This is a genomic window from Pseudomonas sp. GD03944, from assembly GCF_029839275.1.
Lineage (GTDB): Bacteria > Pseudomonadota > Gammaproteobacteria > Pseudomonadales > Pseudomonadaceae > Aquipseudomonas.
In genome coordinates this window covers 473685-490339 of sequence record NZ_JAOCAH010000001.1, presented here as the reverse complement: position 1 = coordinate 490339, position 16655 = coordinate 473685, and the positions used below count along the sequence as shown (strand labels likewise).

15 protein-coding genes are annotated in these 16655 nt (G+C 63.6%); all 15 read left to right on the top strand.

From position 1 onward, the window contains the following. The first annotated feature begins 16 nt into the window (after window positions 1-16). The 15 genes from N5C28_RS02340 (at window position 17) to N5C28_RS02270 (ending at window position 16600) form a co-directional block, all read left to right on the top strand. Window positions 17-1444 carry a flagellar hook protein FlgE gene (locus N5C28_RS02340; protein ID WP_279819650.1) on the top strand — a complete coding sequence of 476 codons (1428 nt, stop codon included), beginning with the start codon at window positions 17-19 and terminating at the stop codon, window positions 1442-1444. A 241-nt stretch (window positions 1445-1685) separates the two neighbouring features. Beyond that, window positions 1686-2426 (top strand): flagellar basal body rod protein FlgF, encoded by a 741-nt coding sequence (locus N5C28_RS02335; protein ID WP_279819647.1) that lies wholly within the window; start codon window positions 1686-1688, stop codon window positions 2424-2426. 46 nt (window positions 2427-2472) lie between these two features. Continuing rightward, window positions 2473-3258 carry a flagellar basal-body rod protein FlgG gene (gene flgG, locus N5C28_RS02330; RefSeq protein WP_279819645.1) on the top strand — a complete coding sequence of 262 codons (786 nt, stop codon included), beginning with the start codon at window positions 2473-2475 and terminating at the stop codon, window positions 3256-3258. A gap of 51 nt (window positions 3259-3309) precedes the next feature. Then, on the top strand, window positions 3310-4029 hold the full coding sequence (gene flgH, locus N5C28_RS02325; protein WP_279819643.1) for a flagellar basal body L-ring protein FlgH: 720 nt from the start codon (window positions 3310-3312) through the stop codon (window positions 4027-4029). 11 nt (window positions 4030-4040) lie between these two features. After that, window positions 4041-5144 (top strand): flagellar basal body P-ring protein FlgI, encoded by a 1104-nt coding sequence (locus N5C28_RS02320; RefSeq protein WP_279819640.1) that lies wholly within the window; start codon window positions 4041-4043, stop codon window positions 5142-5144. Window positions 5145-5159: 15 nt separating this feature from the next. Continuing rightward, window positions 5160-6344 carry a flagellar assembly peptidoglycan hydrolase FlgJ gene (gene flgJ, locus N5C28_RS02315; protein ID WP_279819637.1) on the top strand — a complete coding sequence of 395 codons (1185 nt, stop codon included), beginning with the start codon at window positions 5160-5162 and terminating at the stop codon, window positions 6342-6344. Between the two features lie 9 nt (window positions 6345-6353). Continuing rightward, on the top strand, window positions 6354-8393 hold the full coding sequence (gene flgK / locus N5C28_RS02310; protein ID WP_279819634.1) for a flagellar hook-associated protein FlgK: 2040 nt from the start codon (window positions 6354-6356) through the stop codon (window positions 8391-8393). A 72-nt stretch (window positions 8394-8465) separates the two neighbouring features. Next, window positions 8466-10169 (top strand): flagellar hook-associated protein 3, encoded by a 1704-nt coding sequence (locus tag N5C28_RS02305; protein WP_279819631.1) that lies wholly within the window; start codon window positions 8466-8468, stop codon window positions 10167-10169. A gap of 239 nt (window positions 10170-10408) precedes the next feature. Further along, complete coding sequence (gene rfbF, locus N5C28_RS02300; protein WP_279819628.1) at window positions 10409-11182, top strand: glucose-1-phosphate cytidylyltransferase; 774 nt, start codon at window positions 10409-10411, stop codon at window positions 11180-11182. Next, window positions 11164-12246, top strand: coding sequence for a CDP-glucose 4,6-dehydratase (gene rfbG / locus N5C28_RS02295; protein ID WP_279819625.1), 1083 nt, complete (start codon window positions 11164-11166; stop codon window positions 12244-12246). The genes rfbF and rfbG overlap by 19 nt, the downstream gene beginning before the upstream one ends. Then, the gene (rfbC, locus tag N5C28_RS02290) at window positions 12243-12803 is read left to right on the top strand and encodes a dTDP-4-dehydrorhamnose 3,5-epimerase (RefSeq protein ID WP_279819623.1); all 561 of its coding nucleotides are present in this window, start codon (window positions 12243-12245) and stop codon (window positions 12801-12803) included. The genes rfbG and rfbC overlap by 4 nt, the downstream gene beginning before the upstream one ends. Then, complete coding sequence (locus N5C28_RS02285; RefSeq protein WP_279819621.1) at window positions 12800-14023, top strand: class I SAM-dependent methyltransferase; 1224 nt, start codon at window positions 12800-12802, stop codon at window positions 14021-14023. The genes rfbC and N5C28_RS02285 overlap by 4 nt, the downstream gene beginning before the upstream one ends. 36 nt (window positions 14024-14059) lie before the next feature. Next, a complete protein-coding gene (locus N5C28_RS02280) occupies window positions 14060-15133 on the top strand; it encodes an FkbM family methyltransferase (RefSeq protein ID WP_279819619.1) in 1074 nt (357 codons plus the stop codon). 8 nt (window positions 15134-15141) lie between these two features. After that, the gene (locus tag N5C28_RS02275) at window positions 15142-15963 is read left to right on the top strand and encodes an NAD(P)-dependent oxidoreductase (RefSeq protein ID WP_279819616.1); all 822 of its coding nucleotides are present in this window, start codon (window positions 15142-15144) and stop codon (window positions 15961-15963) included. Continuing rightward, the gene (locus N5C28_RS02270) at window positions 15953-16600 is read left to right on the top strand and encodes a hypothetical protein (RefSeq protein ID WP_279819614.1); all 648 of its coding nucleotides are present in this window, start codon (window positions 15953-15955) and stop codon (window positions 16598-16600) included. Before N5C28_RS02275 ends, N5C28_RS02270 begins: the two co-directional genes overlap by 11 nt. Window positions 16601-16655: the final 55 nt, after the last annotated feature.

Genomic DNA, 16655 nt, shown 5'->3' with positions numbered 1-16655 from the left:
GGTAAAGGAGACTTCCATGGGTTTCAATATTGGCTTGAGTGGCCTGCGCTCCGCGACCAGTGACCTCAACGTGACCGGCAACAACATCGCCAACGCCGGCACCGCGGGCTTCAAGCAGTCGCGCGCCGAGTTCGCCGACCTCTATGCGTCTTCGATGCTGGGTACCGGCAAGAACGCTCAGGGCAGCGGTGTGCTGCTGGCCAACGTGTCGCAGCTGTTCAACCAGGGCAACATCAACTACACGCAGAACTCGCTGGACCTGGCCATCAACGGCAACGGTTTCTTCCAGACCAGTAACAACGGCGAGATCGGCTACACCCGCGCCGGTTATTTCGGCACGGACCGTTCGGGCTTCATCGTCAACAACTTCGGTTACCGCCTGCAGGGCTACCCGGTCGACGGCAACGGCAACCTGCAGAACGGGGTGGTCGGTGACCTGCGCATCGACACCACGAACCAGGCGCCGCGTGCCACCAGCACCGTGGACCAAACGTTCAACCTGAACTCCAACAACACCGTGCCGACGGCCTGGCAGGGGGCCTATGACGCCAGCATCGCCGGTGCCGTCGACCCGGCGAACCCGACGCCGGCGGAAATCGCGGCGGCGCGGGCGGCTGGTAACGCCACGTTCAACCCGACGGACCCGACCACCTACAACTCGTCGACCTCGACCAACATCTACGACACCCAGGGCAACGCCCACGTCATGACCCAGTATTTCGTCAAGACCGGGGCCAACACCTGGCAGATGAACGTGCTGGTCGACGGCCGCAACCCCGCTGACCCGACGTCCACCGCGCCTTACACCATGACCGTGGGCTTCACCGCCAGCGGCCAGTTGGACACCTCCACCCTGGTGTCGGGCAACTATGACGGTGCGGGCGGCCCGGACTTCACCGTGGACGCGGCCACCGGTCGTTTCACCCTCAACGGCTGGACGCCGGCCGCGGCGGATGACTCCGTGCCGCCGGTATGGGGCCCGAACGGCGCCCTTGCCAACGCCACCGGGGTGCGGATCGACATGCGTTCCTCCACCCAGTTCTCCAGCGCGTTCGCGGTCAACGCCGTGGACCAGGATGGCTACACCACCGGCCAGCTGGCCGGCCTGGAAATCGACGACAGTGGCGTGATCTTCGCCCGCTACACCAACAAGCAGTCGAAGGTGCAGGGGCAGGTGATCCTCGCCAACTTCGCCAACGTCCAGGGGCTGACCCCGGTCGGCAAGACCGCTTGGGTCCAGTCCTTCGAGTCGGGCGAGCCGGTGGTGGGCACCCCGCGCAGTGGCACCATGGGATCTCTGCAGGGCGGCGCGCTGGAAGACTCCAACGTCGAGCTGTCGGACCAGCTGGTTAACCTGATCGTCGCCCAGCGCAACTACCAGGCCAACGCCAAGACCATCGAGACCGAAAGCGCGGTGACCCAGACCATCATCAACCTGCGTTGATGAACCAGGGACACCTTGCCGGCCACTCCGGCAAGGTGTCGCCGCTTCCGGGGCGGCCAGGCCGTTGCCGCAGGCGGCAACGGCTCGCCGACTTTCCGGCAAAAGGCTCCGCTCGGGGTCTTTTCTGTTTTTAAAATCCCTTCTATATCAGTTGTTTATTGTTATTTTTCGAGTCTGGCACGGTGCTTGCTGAATACCCTGCATAGAGTCACGGGCGACACGCCCATCTCGGAGAATGACCATGGACAAGATGCTGTACGTTTCCATGACTGGGGCCCACAACAACACCCTGGCCCAGCGTGCCCACGCCAACAACCTGGCGAACATTTCCACCAGCGGTTTCCGTCGGGATTTCGAGCAGGCGCGTTCGATGCCGGTGTTCGGTGACAGCTACCCGACGCGGGTGTACGCCATGAGCGAGCGCCCGGGTACCGACTTCCGTCCGGGCTCGCTGCAGGAAACCGGCCGTGACCTGGACGTCGCCATCGGTGGCAAGGGCTGGTTGGCCGTGCAGTCCGCCGACGGCAGCGAAGCCTATGTCCGTACCGCCAGCCTGAATGTGGATGCCCTGGGCATCCTGCGTACCGGCAACGGTTTGCCGGTCATGGGCAATGCCGGGCCGATCGCCGTACCGCCCGAGCAGAAAATCGAGATCGGCCAGGACGGCACCATCACCATCCGTGCACTCGGCGAAGCGCCGAACGTGCTGGCCGAGGTCGACCGCCTGAAGCTGGTCAACCCGGATCTCAAGCAGATGGAGAAGGGCAGCGACGGCATGATCCGCTACAAGGGGCCCCAGCCCCTGCAGGCCGACGCCACCGTCCAGGTGACCTCCGGCTTTCTCGAATCCAGCAACGTGAACGCCGTGGAAGAGATGACCGCGATCCTCTCGCTGTCCCGCCAGTTCGAGTTGCAAGTGAAGATGATGCGTACCGCCGAAGACAATGCGTCGGCGATGGCGCGAGTTTTGCAGATTAGCTAATTATCAGCACGCGGCGCCGTGAAAACGGCACCCGAGGAGAATCGATATGCTTCCGGCACTGTGGGTCAGCAAGACCGGTCTGTCCGCCCAGGACATGAACCTGACCACCATTTCCAACAACCTGGCCAACGTCTCGACCACCGGCTTCAAGCGCGATCGCGCCGAGTTCGAGGACCTGCTGTACCAGATCCGCCGGCAACCCGGCGGTCAGTCCAGCCAGGACAGCGAACTGCCGTCCGGTCTGCAGCTGGGTACCGGTGTGCGCGTGGTCGGAACGCAGAAGATTTTCACCGCTGGCAGCCTGCAGACCACCGAGCAGCCGCTGGACATGGCGGTCAACGGTCGCGGTTTCTTCCAGGTGCTGCTGCCCGACGGCACGGTGTCCTACACCCGTGACGGCAGCTTCCACCTGAACTCCGACGGCCAGATGGTCACCTCCCAGGGTTTCGCCCTGGAACCGGCGATCGTGCTGCCCAACGAGGTCAAGACCTTCACCGTGGGTGAAGACGGCACGGTGTCGGTGACCACGGTGGGCAACGCCCAGCCGCAGATCATCGGCAACCTGCAGACCGCCGACTTCATCAACCCCGCTGGCCTGGAAGCCATCGGTAACAACCTGTTCCTGGAAACCGGCTCCAGCGGCGCGCCGCAAGTCGGCACGCCCGGCCTCAACGGCCTCGGCACCATCCAGCAGAGCACCCTGGAAAACTCCAACGTCAGCGTCGTCGAGGAGCTGGTGAACATGATCACCACGCAGCGCGCCTACGAGATGAACTCCAAGGTCATCTCCACCGCCGACCAGATGCTGTCCTTCGTTACTCAGAATCTTTAATGGCTCCGGGCGCCTGAGCGTCCTGGCCTGATACGCCGTGAGGTAGTGGTTATGAACCGGCTTGTATGTGTTTTCTCGATGCTTGGCATGGCAGCCCTGAGCGGCTGCATGGCACCGCCAGCGAAGCCGAACGACCCCTATTACGCGCCGGTACTGCCGCGCACCCCGCTGCCTGCCGCGCAGAACAACGGCTCCATCTATCAGTCCGGGTTCGAGAACAACCTGTTCGATGACCGCAAGGCCTACCGCGTCGGCGACATCATCACCATCACGCTCAACGAGCGGACCCAGGCCAGCAAGAACGCCAACAGCAACATCCAGAAGGACAGCAGCGGCAACCTGGGTTCGCCCACGCTGTTCGGCATGACCGTGGCGCCGGATAACCCGCTGCGCAGCCTCAGCGCCCTGGGCATGACCAACAACAACCTGAGCATGGATTCCAGCTGGAACTCCCAGCGCGATGCCAGCGGCTCCGGCCAGGCGGGGCAGAGCAACAGCCTGTCCGGTTCGATCACCGTGACTGTCGCCGAAGTGCTGCCCAACGGCATCCTCTCCGTGCGCGGCGAGAAGTGGATGACCCTCAATACCGGTGACGAGCTGGTGCGGATTTCCGGCCTGGTACGGGCCGACGACGTGGCCACCGACAACACCGTGGCCTCGACCCGGGTCGCCGATGCGCGCATCACCTATTCCGGCACCGGTGCCTTCGCCGATGCCAGCCAGCCGGGCTGGTTGAGCCGGTTCTTCCTCAGCCCGATGTGGCCGTTCTGAGGATGAATGCGATGACCATGAGCAAATGGATGTTCGCCTGCGCACTGCTGCTGCTCAGCAGCCTGTCCCAGGCCGAGCGACTCAAGGACCTGGCCAGCATCCAGGGCGTGCGCAGCAACCAGTTGATCGGCTACGGCCTGGTGGTCGGCCTCAACGGCAGCGGTGACCAGACCACCCAGACCCCGTTCACCGTGCAGACCTTCAACAACATGATGGCGCAGTTCGGCATCAAGGTGCCGCAGGGCGGCAACGTGCAGCTGAAGAACGTCGCAGCGGTGTCGATCCATGCCGACCTGCCGCCGTTCGCCAAGCCGGGCCAGACCATCGACATCACCATCTCCTCCATCGGCAACGCCAAGAGCCTGCGCGGCGGCAGCCTGCTGATGGCGCCGTTGAAAGGGATCGACGGCAACGTCTATGCCATCGCCCAGGGCAACCTGGTGGTCGGTGGTTTCGACGCCGAAGGCGGCGACGGCTCGCGGATCACCGTCAACGTTCCGTCGGCCGGCCGTATTCCCGGTGGGGCCACGGTCGAGCGTCCGGTGCCGAGCGGTTTCGACCAGGGCAATACCCTGACCCTGAACCTCAACCGCCCGGATTTCACCACCGCCAAGAACATCGTCGACCACATCAACGAACTGCTCGGCCCGGGTGTTGCCCAGGCCCTGGATGGCGGCTCGATCCGGGTCAGCGCGCCGCTGGACCCGAGCCAGCGCGTCGATTACCTGTCGATCCTGGAAAACCTCGAGGTCGATGTCGGCCAGGCGGTGGCCAAGGTCATCATCAACTCCCGGACCGGCACCATCGTCATCGGCCAGAACGTGCGCGTGCAGCCCGCTGCCGTGACCCACGGCAGCCTGACCGTGACCATCACCGAAGACCCGATCGTCAGCCAGCCGGAAGCGCTGTCCGGCGGCCAGACCGCGGTGGTACCGCGTTCGCGGGTGGACGCCGAGCAGGAGGCCAAGCCGATGTTCAAGTTCGCCCCGGGCACCTCGCTGGATGAGATCGTCCGGGCGGTCAATCAGGTGGGCGCAGCCCCATCCGACCTGATGGCCATCCTCGAAGCCCTGAAACAGGCCGGCGCGCTGCAAGCCGATCTGATCGTGATCTAAGGGGAGGGGAACAGCATGGACTCACGACTCTCAGCAGGCCTGCTCGGCGGTACGCACAACGCCATCGACAGCGGCGCGTTCACCGACCTGAACCGACTCAACCAGTTCAAGGTGGGCGGTGACAGCGAGAAGAACATCCGCAAGGTCGCCCAGGAGTTCGAATCGCTGTTCCTCAATGAAATGCTCAAAGCCATGCGCTCGGCGAACGAAGTGTTCGGCGAGGGCAATTTCATGAACAGCAACGAGAGCAAGACCTACCAGGACATGTACGACCAGCAGTTGTCCGTGAGCATGTCGGGCAACAAGAACGGCATTGGCCTGGCCGACGTGCTGGTGCGCCAGATGTCGAAGATGAAGGACGTCAGCGACCGTCCCAACCCGTTCGCTCAGGTCGACAAGCCGGTGCCGAGCGCGCCGAGCAAGCCCCTGGCCCACGTTGACAGCCAGCGTGATGACTCGGCGTTCCTCAACCAGCGTCGCCTGTCGCTGCCGGGCAAGCTGACCGACCGCCTGCTGGCAGGCATCGTGCCGTCCGCCGAAGCCGCGACCGGCGTGGATGGCCAGCCGCTGGCAAAGAACGACTGGGTTCCGGCCAGGTCCTTCGCCGCCCCGAACGACAAGGCCCTGAGCCTGAATGGCAGCGACGCCATCACCGGTCGCCGTCTGGCCCAGCCGCCGCTGGCGCCGGGCAAGGCCGCGTTCAGTTCGCCGCAGGAGTTCGTCGCCACCATGCTGCCGATGGCCGAGCAGGCCGCCGAGAAACTGGGCGTCGACGCCCGTTACCTGGTGGCCCAGGCCGCCCTGGAAACCGGCTGGGGCAAATCCATCATTCGCCAGCAGGACGGCTCCAGCAGCCACAACCTGTTCGGCATCAAGACCCACAGCAACTGGGACGGCGAGTCCGCCCGGGTGCTGACCACCGAGTACAAGGGCGGCAAGGCCGTGAAGGAAGCGGCCTCGTTCCGCGCCTACGAGTCCTACGCCCACAGCTTCGATGACTACGTGCGTTTCCTGCAGGGCAATGGCCGTTACCAGGAAGCGCTGAGTTCCACCGATAACCCAGAGCAGTTCGTGCGCGAGTTGCAGCAGGCCGGTTACGCCACCGACCCGCAGTACGCCCGCAAAGTGGCGCAGATCGCTCGGCAAATGCAGACCTATCAAGCCGTGGCTGCTGCCGATAGCCCCACCACAAGGAGTTGAGGCTGAACAATGGCTAGCTTATTGAACATCGGCCTGTCGGGCCTGTCGGCACACAAGACGTCGTTGGCGGTCACCGGCCACAACATCACCAACGTCAATACGCCCGGCTTCTCCCGCCAGGAGACGATTCAGGCCACGCGCAACCCGCAGTTCACCGGGGCGGGCTTTGTCGGCTCGGGTACCACCCTGGTCGATGTTCGGCGCATCTACAACGAATTCCTCAATACCCAGGTGCGCAGCAGCACGGCGCTCAACAGCGACGTGCAATCCTACCTGGGGCAGATCAACCAGCTCGACTCGCTGCTGGCCGGCAGCACCACGGGGATCACCCCGAGCATCCAGAAGCTCTTCGCGTCTCTGCAGACCGCTGCGGAAGACCCTGCCAATATTCCGGCACGTCAGTTGGTGTTGTCCGAGGCCGAGGGCCTGGCCAAGCGCTTCAACACCATGTACGACCGGCTGAACGAGCAGAACGCCTTCCTCAACAAGCAGTTGTCGGCGGTCACTGACCAGGTCAACCAACTGGCTACCTCGATTGCCGGCTACAACGAGGCGATCGCCGTGGCCTCGGCCAACGGCCAGGCGCCGAACGACCTGCTGGACGCTCGCGAAGAAGCAGTGCGCAAGCTGTCGACCTTCGTTGGCGTCACCGTGGTGCCCCAGGACCAGAACAGCTACAACCTGTTCATCGGCTCCGGCCAGCCGCTGGTGGTGGGCGCCCAGGCCTCGCGCCTGGAGGTGGTGCCCGGCACCGCCGACCCGTTGCGCGCCGAAGTGCAGTTCGTCAGCGGCAACTCCCGGCAGGGCGTGACCTCGCAGATCACCGGCGGCGAGCTGGGTGGCTTGCTGCGTTACCGCGAAGATGTGCTCGATTCCAGCATGAACGCCATCGGTCGCCTGGCGATGTCGGTGACCGACCAGTTCAACCGCCAGATGGGCCAGGGGCTCGACCTCAACGGCAACTTCGGCAAAGGGCTGTTCCGCCCGATCAACGACCCGTTGCTGGTCGGCCAGCGCAGCCTGGCGCGGGTCGGCAACAGCGACACCTCGGCCAACCTCAACGTACTGATCACCGACACCACGCAGCTGACCACCAGCGACTACGAGGTGGAGTTCAACAGTGCCACCGGCTACACCGTGCGCCGGATGTCCGACGGTACCAACTTCGGCCCGTTCGACATCACCAGCGTGCCGCCGGCAGAGATCGATGGCTTCACCCTGAACATCGCGGCCGGCACCTTCGCCGACGGTGACAAGTTCCGCCTGATGCCGACCCGCAACGCCGCTGGCGATATCCGGGCGGACATGAAGCGCCCGGAAGAGCTGGCCTTCGCCGGTCCGCTCAAGGCCGAGAAGAGCCCGGCCAACACCGGGACCGGCACCATCAACCAGCCCAGCCTGGTCACCGAAATCGACATCTATGACCCGGTGGCGCGAGCCAACCTGGAGACCAGCCTGCGCAACGCGCCGCCGCTGCGGATCGTCATGGGCGCGGCCGGTGGGGCCTCGCAGACCTATGAAGTGGTCGACATCAACGGCAACGTGGTCGACACCGGCAGCATCACCCCCGGCCAGAACAACACCGTGAAGATCACCGTGCCGGCGAGCGCAGGGCCACCCCCGGTGCCCAGCAGCTTCGAGTACGAGGTGACGATCAACGGCCGTCCGACGGCGGGCGACAACTTCTCGGTGGCGTTCAACACCAACGGCGTGTCGGACAACCGCAACGCCCAGAAGCTGGCGGACCTGCAAGGCAAGACGGTGATCGGTATCAACCCGGCCTCCCCGGAAACCACTGGCGCCAGTTTCACCGACGCCTATGGCGATCTGGTGGAGCGGGTGGGGACCCTGACCAGCCAGGCCCGGGTCGACGGCGAGGCCACCGGGTCTATCCTCAAACAGGCCACCGACAACCGGGACTCGGTCTCGGCGGTGAACCTCGACGAGGAGGCGGCGAAGCTGATCCAGTTCGAGCAGTACTACCAGGCGTCAGCCCAGATCATTCAAGTTGCGCGCAACTTGTTCGATACGTTGATCAACACGTTCTGATGATTCCGTTCCCTGGTCATCAGGGCAGAGAGGGCGGCGGTGCACACGCCGCCCGCTAATGAGGTTACGTTCATGGTCATGCGCATTTCGTCCGTACAGGCGTTCAACAATGGGGTTGGCGGCCTGGGACGCAACTACTCCAACCTGATCCGCACCCAGGAGCAGATCAGCAGCGGCAACCGCATCCTGACGCCGGCCGATGATCCGGTCGCCTCGGTGCGCCTGCTGCAGCTCGAGCAGCAGCAAGCCATGCTCGGCCAGTACAAGAGCAACCTGACGGCGGCCAAGAACAGCCTGACCCAGGAAGAAACCACCCTCAACTCGGTCACCGGGGTGCTGCAGCGCGTGCGTGAGCTGGCCGTGCGTGCCGGTGGCGGTGCGCTGTCGGCGGAAGACCGTCGCTCCATCGCCCAGGAGCTGGAGCAGCGCGAGAACGAGCTGCTCAATCTGATGAACAGCAAGAACGCCCGGGGCGAGTACCTGTTTGGCGGTTTCCTGGGCAAGACCGAGCCCTTCCAACGCAACCCGGACGGCACCTATTCCTACCTCGGTGACGAGGGCCAGCGCAGCCTGCAGGTGGCGGGCTCCACCCAGGTGGCCATCAACGACAATGGCAAGAGCCTGTTCGAAGACGTGACCAATGCCAACCGGGTGTCCGGCAACGGCGGCGTCAACAACGCCAACCTGCCGACGCCGCCGCTGCCGGCGACCAACATCCCGGGTGTGCCGGCCAACGAACAGCGGGTGTTCATGTCCCCGGGCCTGGTGGAAAACGAAAGCGACTTCAACAACGCCACCAACGGTTTCCGCAGTGGCGAGCCCTATTCCCTGACCTTCGTCAGCGGCAAGGAATTTCGCATGTACGACGCCAACGGCGTCGACGTGACCTCGGAAATCGCCGGCGGCGGGGTCATCGACCCGAACGCCAGCGGCGGCAACACCATCAACTTCCGCGGTATTCGCTTCCAGCTCGACGTGGTGCTCAAGGAAGGGGACAACGCCCAGGACCTGGACAATCTGGTGGCCGACATCCAGCCACCGGCGTTGCCGGGTTCGCCGGGCCTGGGGACCCACAGTTTCACCCTGGGAGTCGCACCCACCGAATTTGCCGTGACCCGCTCCTCGACCAACGCCCCAGGCGCGGTGATGAGCCCGGCCAGCCCGGCCATCGCCACACCGGCGGATCAGGCGGACTTCAACGCGCGCTTCCCGACCTCCGGGGTGATGCTGCGTTTCAACGGCACCGATTACGAGGTCTACTCGCAGCCGTACAAGGCCGGTAATCCGGTATTGGCCACCGCGCCGGTAACGGCGGGGCCCCCGGACACCATCAACGTGTTCGGGGTGAGCCTGGAGGTGACCGGCACGCCGGCGACCGGGGACCAGTTCGCGGTGCAGCCGCAGTTCCAGGAGCAGCGCAGCATCCTCAACACCATCTCCCGGCTGCGCCAGACCCTGGAGGCCTCGCCGGGCTCCCAGGCCGGCAACTTCGCCGTTCGCGACGAGGTCGCCATCGCCCTGAAGAACCTCGACAACGGCATGGGCCAGGTGCACGAAGTCCACACGGAAATCGGCGCTCGCCTCAACCTCATCGACACCACCGAGATCGACAACGAGGACGTGACCCTGGTCAACAAGTCCGTGCAGGCCGATCTGCGCGAGCTGGACTACGCCGAAGCGCTCTCCAGGTTGTCGTTCCAGACCATCATCCTGGAGGCCGCGCAGCAGAGCTACGTGAAGATCGCCGGGTTGAACCTGTTCAACCAGTTGCGCTAGCACGCGTTCTTATTGGCGCTACCCGGCGATATAGCCTATTGATGGCTACATCCCGGGCTTGCTAATTGGTAGCCTTGGCAGCAGGACTGATTCAGCGCCGGATGAGCCCCTGCCGATTCCCGTTCGCCCGGGGTCGAGCGAGGGGGACGACCTGCGTTGTGACCTGATGATTTTCCGGCCTCTGCGAATGGGGTTCAATGCAGTATCTGGCAGTACCTTTGCCCGCAAGGAGAGTGAGAATGAAGGCTGTGATCCTGGCTGGTGGCCTGGGTACCCGCATCAGTGAGGAATCGCACCTCAAGCCCAAGCCGATGATCGAGATCGGTGGCAAGCCGATCCTCTGGCACATCATGAAGCAGTACTCGGCCCATGGCATTCAGGACTTCGTGATCTGCCTGGGCTACAAGGGGTACGCGATCAAGGATTTCTTCGCCAACTACTTCCTGCGCACCTCGGACGTCACCTTCGACATGCGCAACAACCAGATGGATGTTCATCAGAACTACAGCGAGCCCTGGCGGGTGACCCTTGTCGATACCGGCGAGGAGACCATGACCGGGGGACGCCTGCGTCGGGTCGGGCGTTTTCTCGAACAGGACGAGGCGTTCTGCTTCACCTACGGTGACGGTGTCACCGACTTGAACATCAGCGCATTGGTCGCCTTTCACAAGCAGCACGGCAAGCACGCCACCGTGACCGCCGTACAGCCGCCGGGACGCTACGGCGCCCTGGCGCGTGACGGGAACCAGGTCACGGGCTTCGTCGAAAAACCGCTCGGGGATGGTGGCTGGATCAATGGTGGTTTCTTTGTCCTGTCTCCCAAGGTGCTGCCCTACATCACAGGTGACTCCACCTCCTGGGAGTCTGACCCGCTCGACAGCCTGGCACGCGAAGGCCAGTTGATGGCGTTCCAGCACGAAGGCTTCTGGCACCCGATGGACACGTTGCGCGACAAGAATTACCTGGAGCAACTGTGGCAGAGCGGAGAGGCCCCGTGGAAGCAGTGGAGCTGAGTCCCGAATTCTGGTTCGGCAAGCGCGTTCTGCTGACCGGGCATACCGGTTTCAAGGGGGGCTGGCTGGCGCTCTGGCTGCAGAGCTGGGGCGCCCAGGTCACCGGCTTTGCGTTGGCGCCTGCGACCCGCTTCAGCCTGTTCGAACTGGCGCGTGTCCATGAGGGTATCGACAGCCGCATCGGCGACCTGCGCGATCTGCCCGCGCTGCAACAGGTTATGGCCGATGCGCAACCGGAGATCATCCTGCACCTGGCCGCACAGCCGCTGGTGCGTGAAGGCTACAGCGATCCACTGGGTACATACGCCACGAATGTGATGGGTACGCTGCACCTGCTCGAGGCCATGCGCCGGACTGGCGGCGTGCGTGCGTGCGTCGTGGTGACCACCGACAAGGTGTACGCCAACAACGAATGGGCCTGGCCTTACCGGGAAAACGAGCCACTGGGCGGCCATGACCCCTACAGCAGCAGCAAGGCGTGCTGCGAACTGCTGAGCCAGTCCTATGCCGCGTCCTATTTTCCAGCGGCTCGTCACGCCGAACATGGCGTGGCCATGGCAACGGCGCGTGCCGGGAATGTCCTGGGCGGCGGCGATTTCTCTGCCGATCGGCTGGTGCCCGATGTGCTGGCGGCCTGGTCGCGGGGCGAGCCGGTGACCTTGCGCTACCCGCAGGCCGTACGTCCCTGGCAGCATGTGTTGGAGCCGTTGGCCGGCTACCTGCAATTGGCCCAGGGCCTGTACGAGCAGGGGCCCGCGATGGCCGGCGCCTGGAATTTCGGCCCCAGCGATGCCGACACCTGTAACGTCGGTGACGTGGTGGCGCGCCTGGCCCATTGCTGGCCGCAGGCCGCCGGGCTGAAGATCGAGCCGAGCGAACTGCATGAGGCCGGGCTGCTGCGGCTGGACAGCAGCCGCGCCCGGCAGTTGCTGGGCTGGCAACCGCACTGGTCATTGGACGAATGCCTGCGACGCACCGTCGATTGGCACACGGCCTGGCAGCGGGGCGACGATATGCGCGTGGCGACCCTGGCGCAGTTGGCCGACTACCGAGGGCAAGCATGAGCGACCTGCACATGATCGAACTGCCTTTGCAGGGGCTGTTTGCCGTGCAACACAAGGTTCATCAGGACACGCGTGGCCGCTTCGCCAGGCTGTTTTGCGAAGGCAGCCTGCAGGGGCTGGGCCAACCGTTCCACGTGCGGCAGATCAACCAGTCGCTGACCCATGAGTGCGGCACCGTGCGTGGCTTGCACTTCCAGTACCCACCGCATGCCGAGAGCAAGCTGATCACCTGCCTGAAAGGGGCCGTCTGGGACGTGGCGGTGGACGTGCGCGAGGGATCACCGACCTTCCTGCGCTGGCACGCCGAGCGCCTGGAGGCCGGCGACGGCCGCAGCCTGTTGTTGCCACCCGGCTTCGCCCATGGTTTCCAGGTACTGAGCGAGGACGCCGAATTGCTCTACCTGCACAGCGCCGACTTCACGCCGGGACATGAAGGGGGGCTGTCCGCCGCCGACCCGCGCATCGCCATCGACTGGCCGCTGTCCGTGAAGAATCTGTCCACCCGCGATGCCAGCCATCCTCCGGTGGATGAGCATTTCCAAGGAGTCCGTCTATGAACTGCCGTGGTTGCGGGGCGCCCTTGCACCTGCCGCTGATCGATCTGGGCACGGCGCCACCGTCCAACGCCTACATCAGCCCCGAGCAGTTGAACCAGGCCGAGCAGTGGGTGCCGCTGCGGGTGCTGGTCTGCGATGCCTGCTGGCTGGTACAGACCGAGGATTACCGCAGCGCCGACAGCCTGTTCGATGCCGACTATGCCTATTTCAGCTCCTACTCCAGCAGTTGGCTGGCCCATGCCGAGCGCTACGTCGCCGCGATGAGCGAGCGCTTTGCCCTGGGGGCCCACAGCCGGGTGGTGGAAGTCGCCGCCAATGATGGCTACCTGCTGCAGTACGTGGCGGCGCGGGGCATTCCCTGCCTGGGCATCGAACCGACCGCCAGCACCGCACGGGCGGCGCGGGAGAAGGGGCTGGAGATTCGCGAGCTGTTCTTTGGCGAGCAGGTCGGGCAACAGCTGGCAGCCGAAGGCTGGGGTGCCGACCTGATCGCGGCCAACAACGTGCTGGCTCACGTACCGGACATCAATGACTTCCTTCGCGGTTTTGTCGCCTTGCTCAATCCGAATGGGGTGGCCACCTTCGAGTTTCCCCACCTGCTGCGCCTGGTGGAGGAACACCAGTTCGACACGATTTACCACGAACACTATTCCTACTTGTCGCTGACGGCCGTGCAGACGTTGTGCGCGGCCAATGGCCTGGTCGTGTTCGATGTCGAGGAGCTGCCGACACACGGTGGCTCGCTGCGGGTGTTCGCGCAGCGAAGCGACGGCGTGCAGCCTGTATCGACGGCAGTCGGTGCGCTGCTGGCTCGGGAGGAGGCACGGGGAGTCAAGACCCAGGCCTTCTACGCGAGCCTGTCCCCGGCGGCTGCGCGCATCAAGTTCGAGTTGCTGCGCTTTCTGCTCCAGGCCAAGGCCGAGGGCAAGACCGTGGTGGGGTACGGTGCGGCGGCCAAGGGGAGCACCTTGCTCAACTATGCTGGTGTACGTGATGACCTGCTGGCGTGGGTGGCCGATGCCAACCCCCACAAGCAGGGCAAGTTTCTGCCAGGCAGCCGCATTCGGATCGTAGAGCCTGAGCAGATCGCCATCGAAAAACCGGATTATGTGCTGGTGCTGCCGTGGAATTTGCGCAGCGAAGTTTCAGAACAGCTCAGCTATGTACGCAGTTGGGGCGGCAAGCTGGTGATCGCGATGCCAGACATTCAGGTGTGGTAAGACAGACTGGCGCCCGCGCATTCAAAGGAGAAGCGTATGAGCAATGAGAAGTTCGAGATTGAGCAGCTGCTGCCAGCGTTGCGCGCGATTGGCGGGAACGAGGCGGCGCGGGAAAAATTTCTGGTGCTCTGCAAGGCCATTGAAAAGGACCTGACGGACTACCCGGGTGTCGTGCGCGACGACGTTGTCGGCCCGCTGGTCGACGCCTTGCACGACGAGGACACGGTGGTGCGCAAGGTGCTGTCCGACGGTGCCGTGTTCGATTTTCTCTACCGCACGAAGATCGCGCGCGATTTTGTCCTCAGTACGCCAGCCATCCCTGATCATGTCTGGGAGCCGCAAACCACCAAGCTCCTCGTTCATCTGGCGAAATCCTGCTCGGATGTGCTGGTGGGTGGGGCGTATTTTGGCGATCAGGTCGTGCTCATGGCGCGTGCCATGCAGGCTGGGAACGGCCGTTGCCATGCGTTCGAGCCGAACAAGGACCAGTTCGCCATGTTGCGTCATAACGCACAACTGAACGGACTCCAGAACATCCAGGGCTGGCAGATGGGGTTGTGGTCCGAGAGCAGTGCGCAGTTGCGCCTGGTCGGCAACGACTCGTTTGCGTATTCCGAACTGGCGACCGGGGACGCTGAAGACAGTTTCTCCACCGTCACCATCGATGATTATTGCCGTGAGCACGGCGTTGAGCGCCTCGGGCTGATCATGCTCGATATCGAGGGGGCGGAAAGCAAGGTGTTGAACGGTGCCATCGAGCAGCTCTCACGTCCGGCCCCCGAGGCGCCGAGCATTGTCTTTGAAGTGCACCGGCATTATGTCGACTGGTCCGAGGGGCTGGATAAAACGCCGATTGCGCGTTTCCTGTCCGACCTCGGCTACACGCTGTATGCGATCCGTGACTTCAACTCGAACACGGACATGCGCGGCCGCCCGGTTGAGCTGGTCCCGGTAGACGACGTCTATCTGGAAGGCCCGCCCCATGGCTTCAACGTGCTCGCCGTCAAGGACCCCAAGGTGCTGACGGGGCTCCCGGTGGTCTACTGCCCAGGTGTCAGTCCAAAACTGCTGTGGCACAAGAACCCGCTGCTGCACCATCCGCTGAACTGAGCACCGCGATGCACTTTACTATTCTGGGGGCCGGGGGCTTTGTCGGGTCGCACCTGCTCAAGCGGCTGCAGGAACAAGGCAGCACGGTGTACGCCCCGGCTCGACATGACGAAAGCTGGCTGAAAGAAGACCTTGGCCATGTCTTCTACTGTGCCGGATTGACCAATGACTACCATGCCCGTCCCTTCGATACCGTGGAGGGGCATGTGTCACTGCTGGCCCGTCTGCTGCGGGAAGGGCGCTTCGAACGCCTGGTCTACCTGTCTTCCACCCGTCTGTATGACTCCTTGGAGGAGGGCGTCGGAGAGGAAGCGGCGGTGCTGCGCCTGGATCCGACGAGCCCCCGGCACCTGTATGACCTGTCCAAGGCGCTGGGGGAAAACCTCTGCCTGACCCAGTCGGCAGGTCGAGCCTGCGTGGCACGTTTGTCCTGTGTCTACAGCGATGCGCTTAAGGAAGGCGGGTTTCTCGCGCAGGTGCTACCCAGAGCGGCGACGGGCGAGTCGTTTGCCATCGAGAGCTCGCCGTATTTCACCCGCGATTATGTGCATGTCGAGGACGTGGTGAGCATGCTGTGCACACTGCTGGTAAATGATGCGCAGGGTATCTACAACGTCGCCGCAGGCAGCAACACCGACAATGCAGACCTGCTGGACGCCATACGGGCGCACACGGGCAGCCTGATAAGCTGCAGCCATCGGCAACGCCAACTGGCGGCACCGGTGTCCATCGACAAGGCGCAACGCGATTTTGCATACCGGCCGCGGCAACTGCTCGACCACCTGCCAGCCATGCTCGAACACTTGCGCAGGAGCCCCCATGAAGCTTAAGGGTACGGACCGCACCGGTTTGCTGGACTACCTGTGCCAACAGTTGAATACCTTCTTTCCCGATGGTGCCGTGGTGCGACCCGAGCTCGATCGTCACCTGGACGAGGGATTGGCGCGGGTAGGACGTTGTATCAATGGCGTACGGGTCTGGCAGCAGGACAGCTTCGATTACTTGCATTCCACCCAATACACGTTGTTTCTCTATTACCTGTCCAACTCGATCTGGCGCGCCGATGGCGATTTACGGGTGTGCGCCAAGCTGTTCTACCTGAACAAGACGCTGAACGGCATCGACATGTTTTATGAGATCGAGATGCCGGAGGTGTTCTTCATCGGCCATTCCGTGGGCATCGTGCTGGCCAAGGCGACCTATGGCGAATTCCTCGTGCTGTACCAGAATTCAACCGTTGGAAAGAACCACGGTGTGGCGCCGGTGCTCGGCGAAGGGGTCATCCTGTACCCCAATACGGCGATCATTGGTCGCTGTCATGTCGGCGCGGGTAGCATCATCTCGCAAGGCGTCAGTGTCATTAATACGGATCTTCCCGGAGGCACCTGCGTGTACCAGGGCGCTGAAGGACGGCTGGTGATGAAACCGCCGAAACACGACATCCTTTCCGATTTTTTCCGGTTATGAGAGGCCGTGTCGTTGCAGCCGATAACGTTGGCTGCCTGATTGATTTCCATCCTGT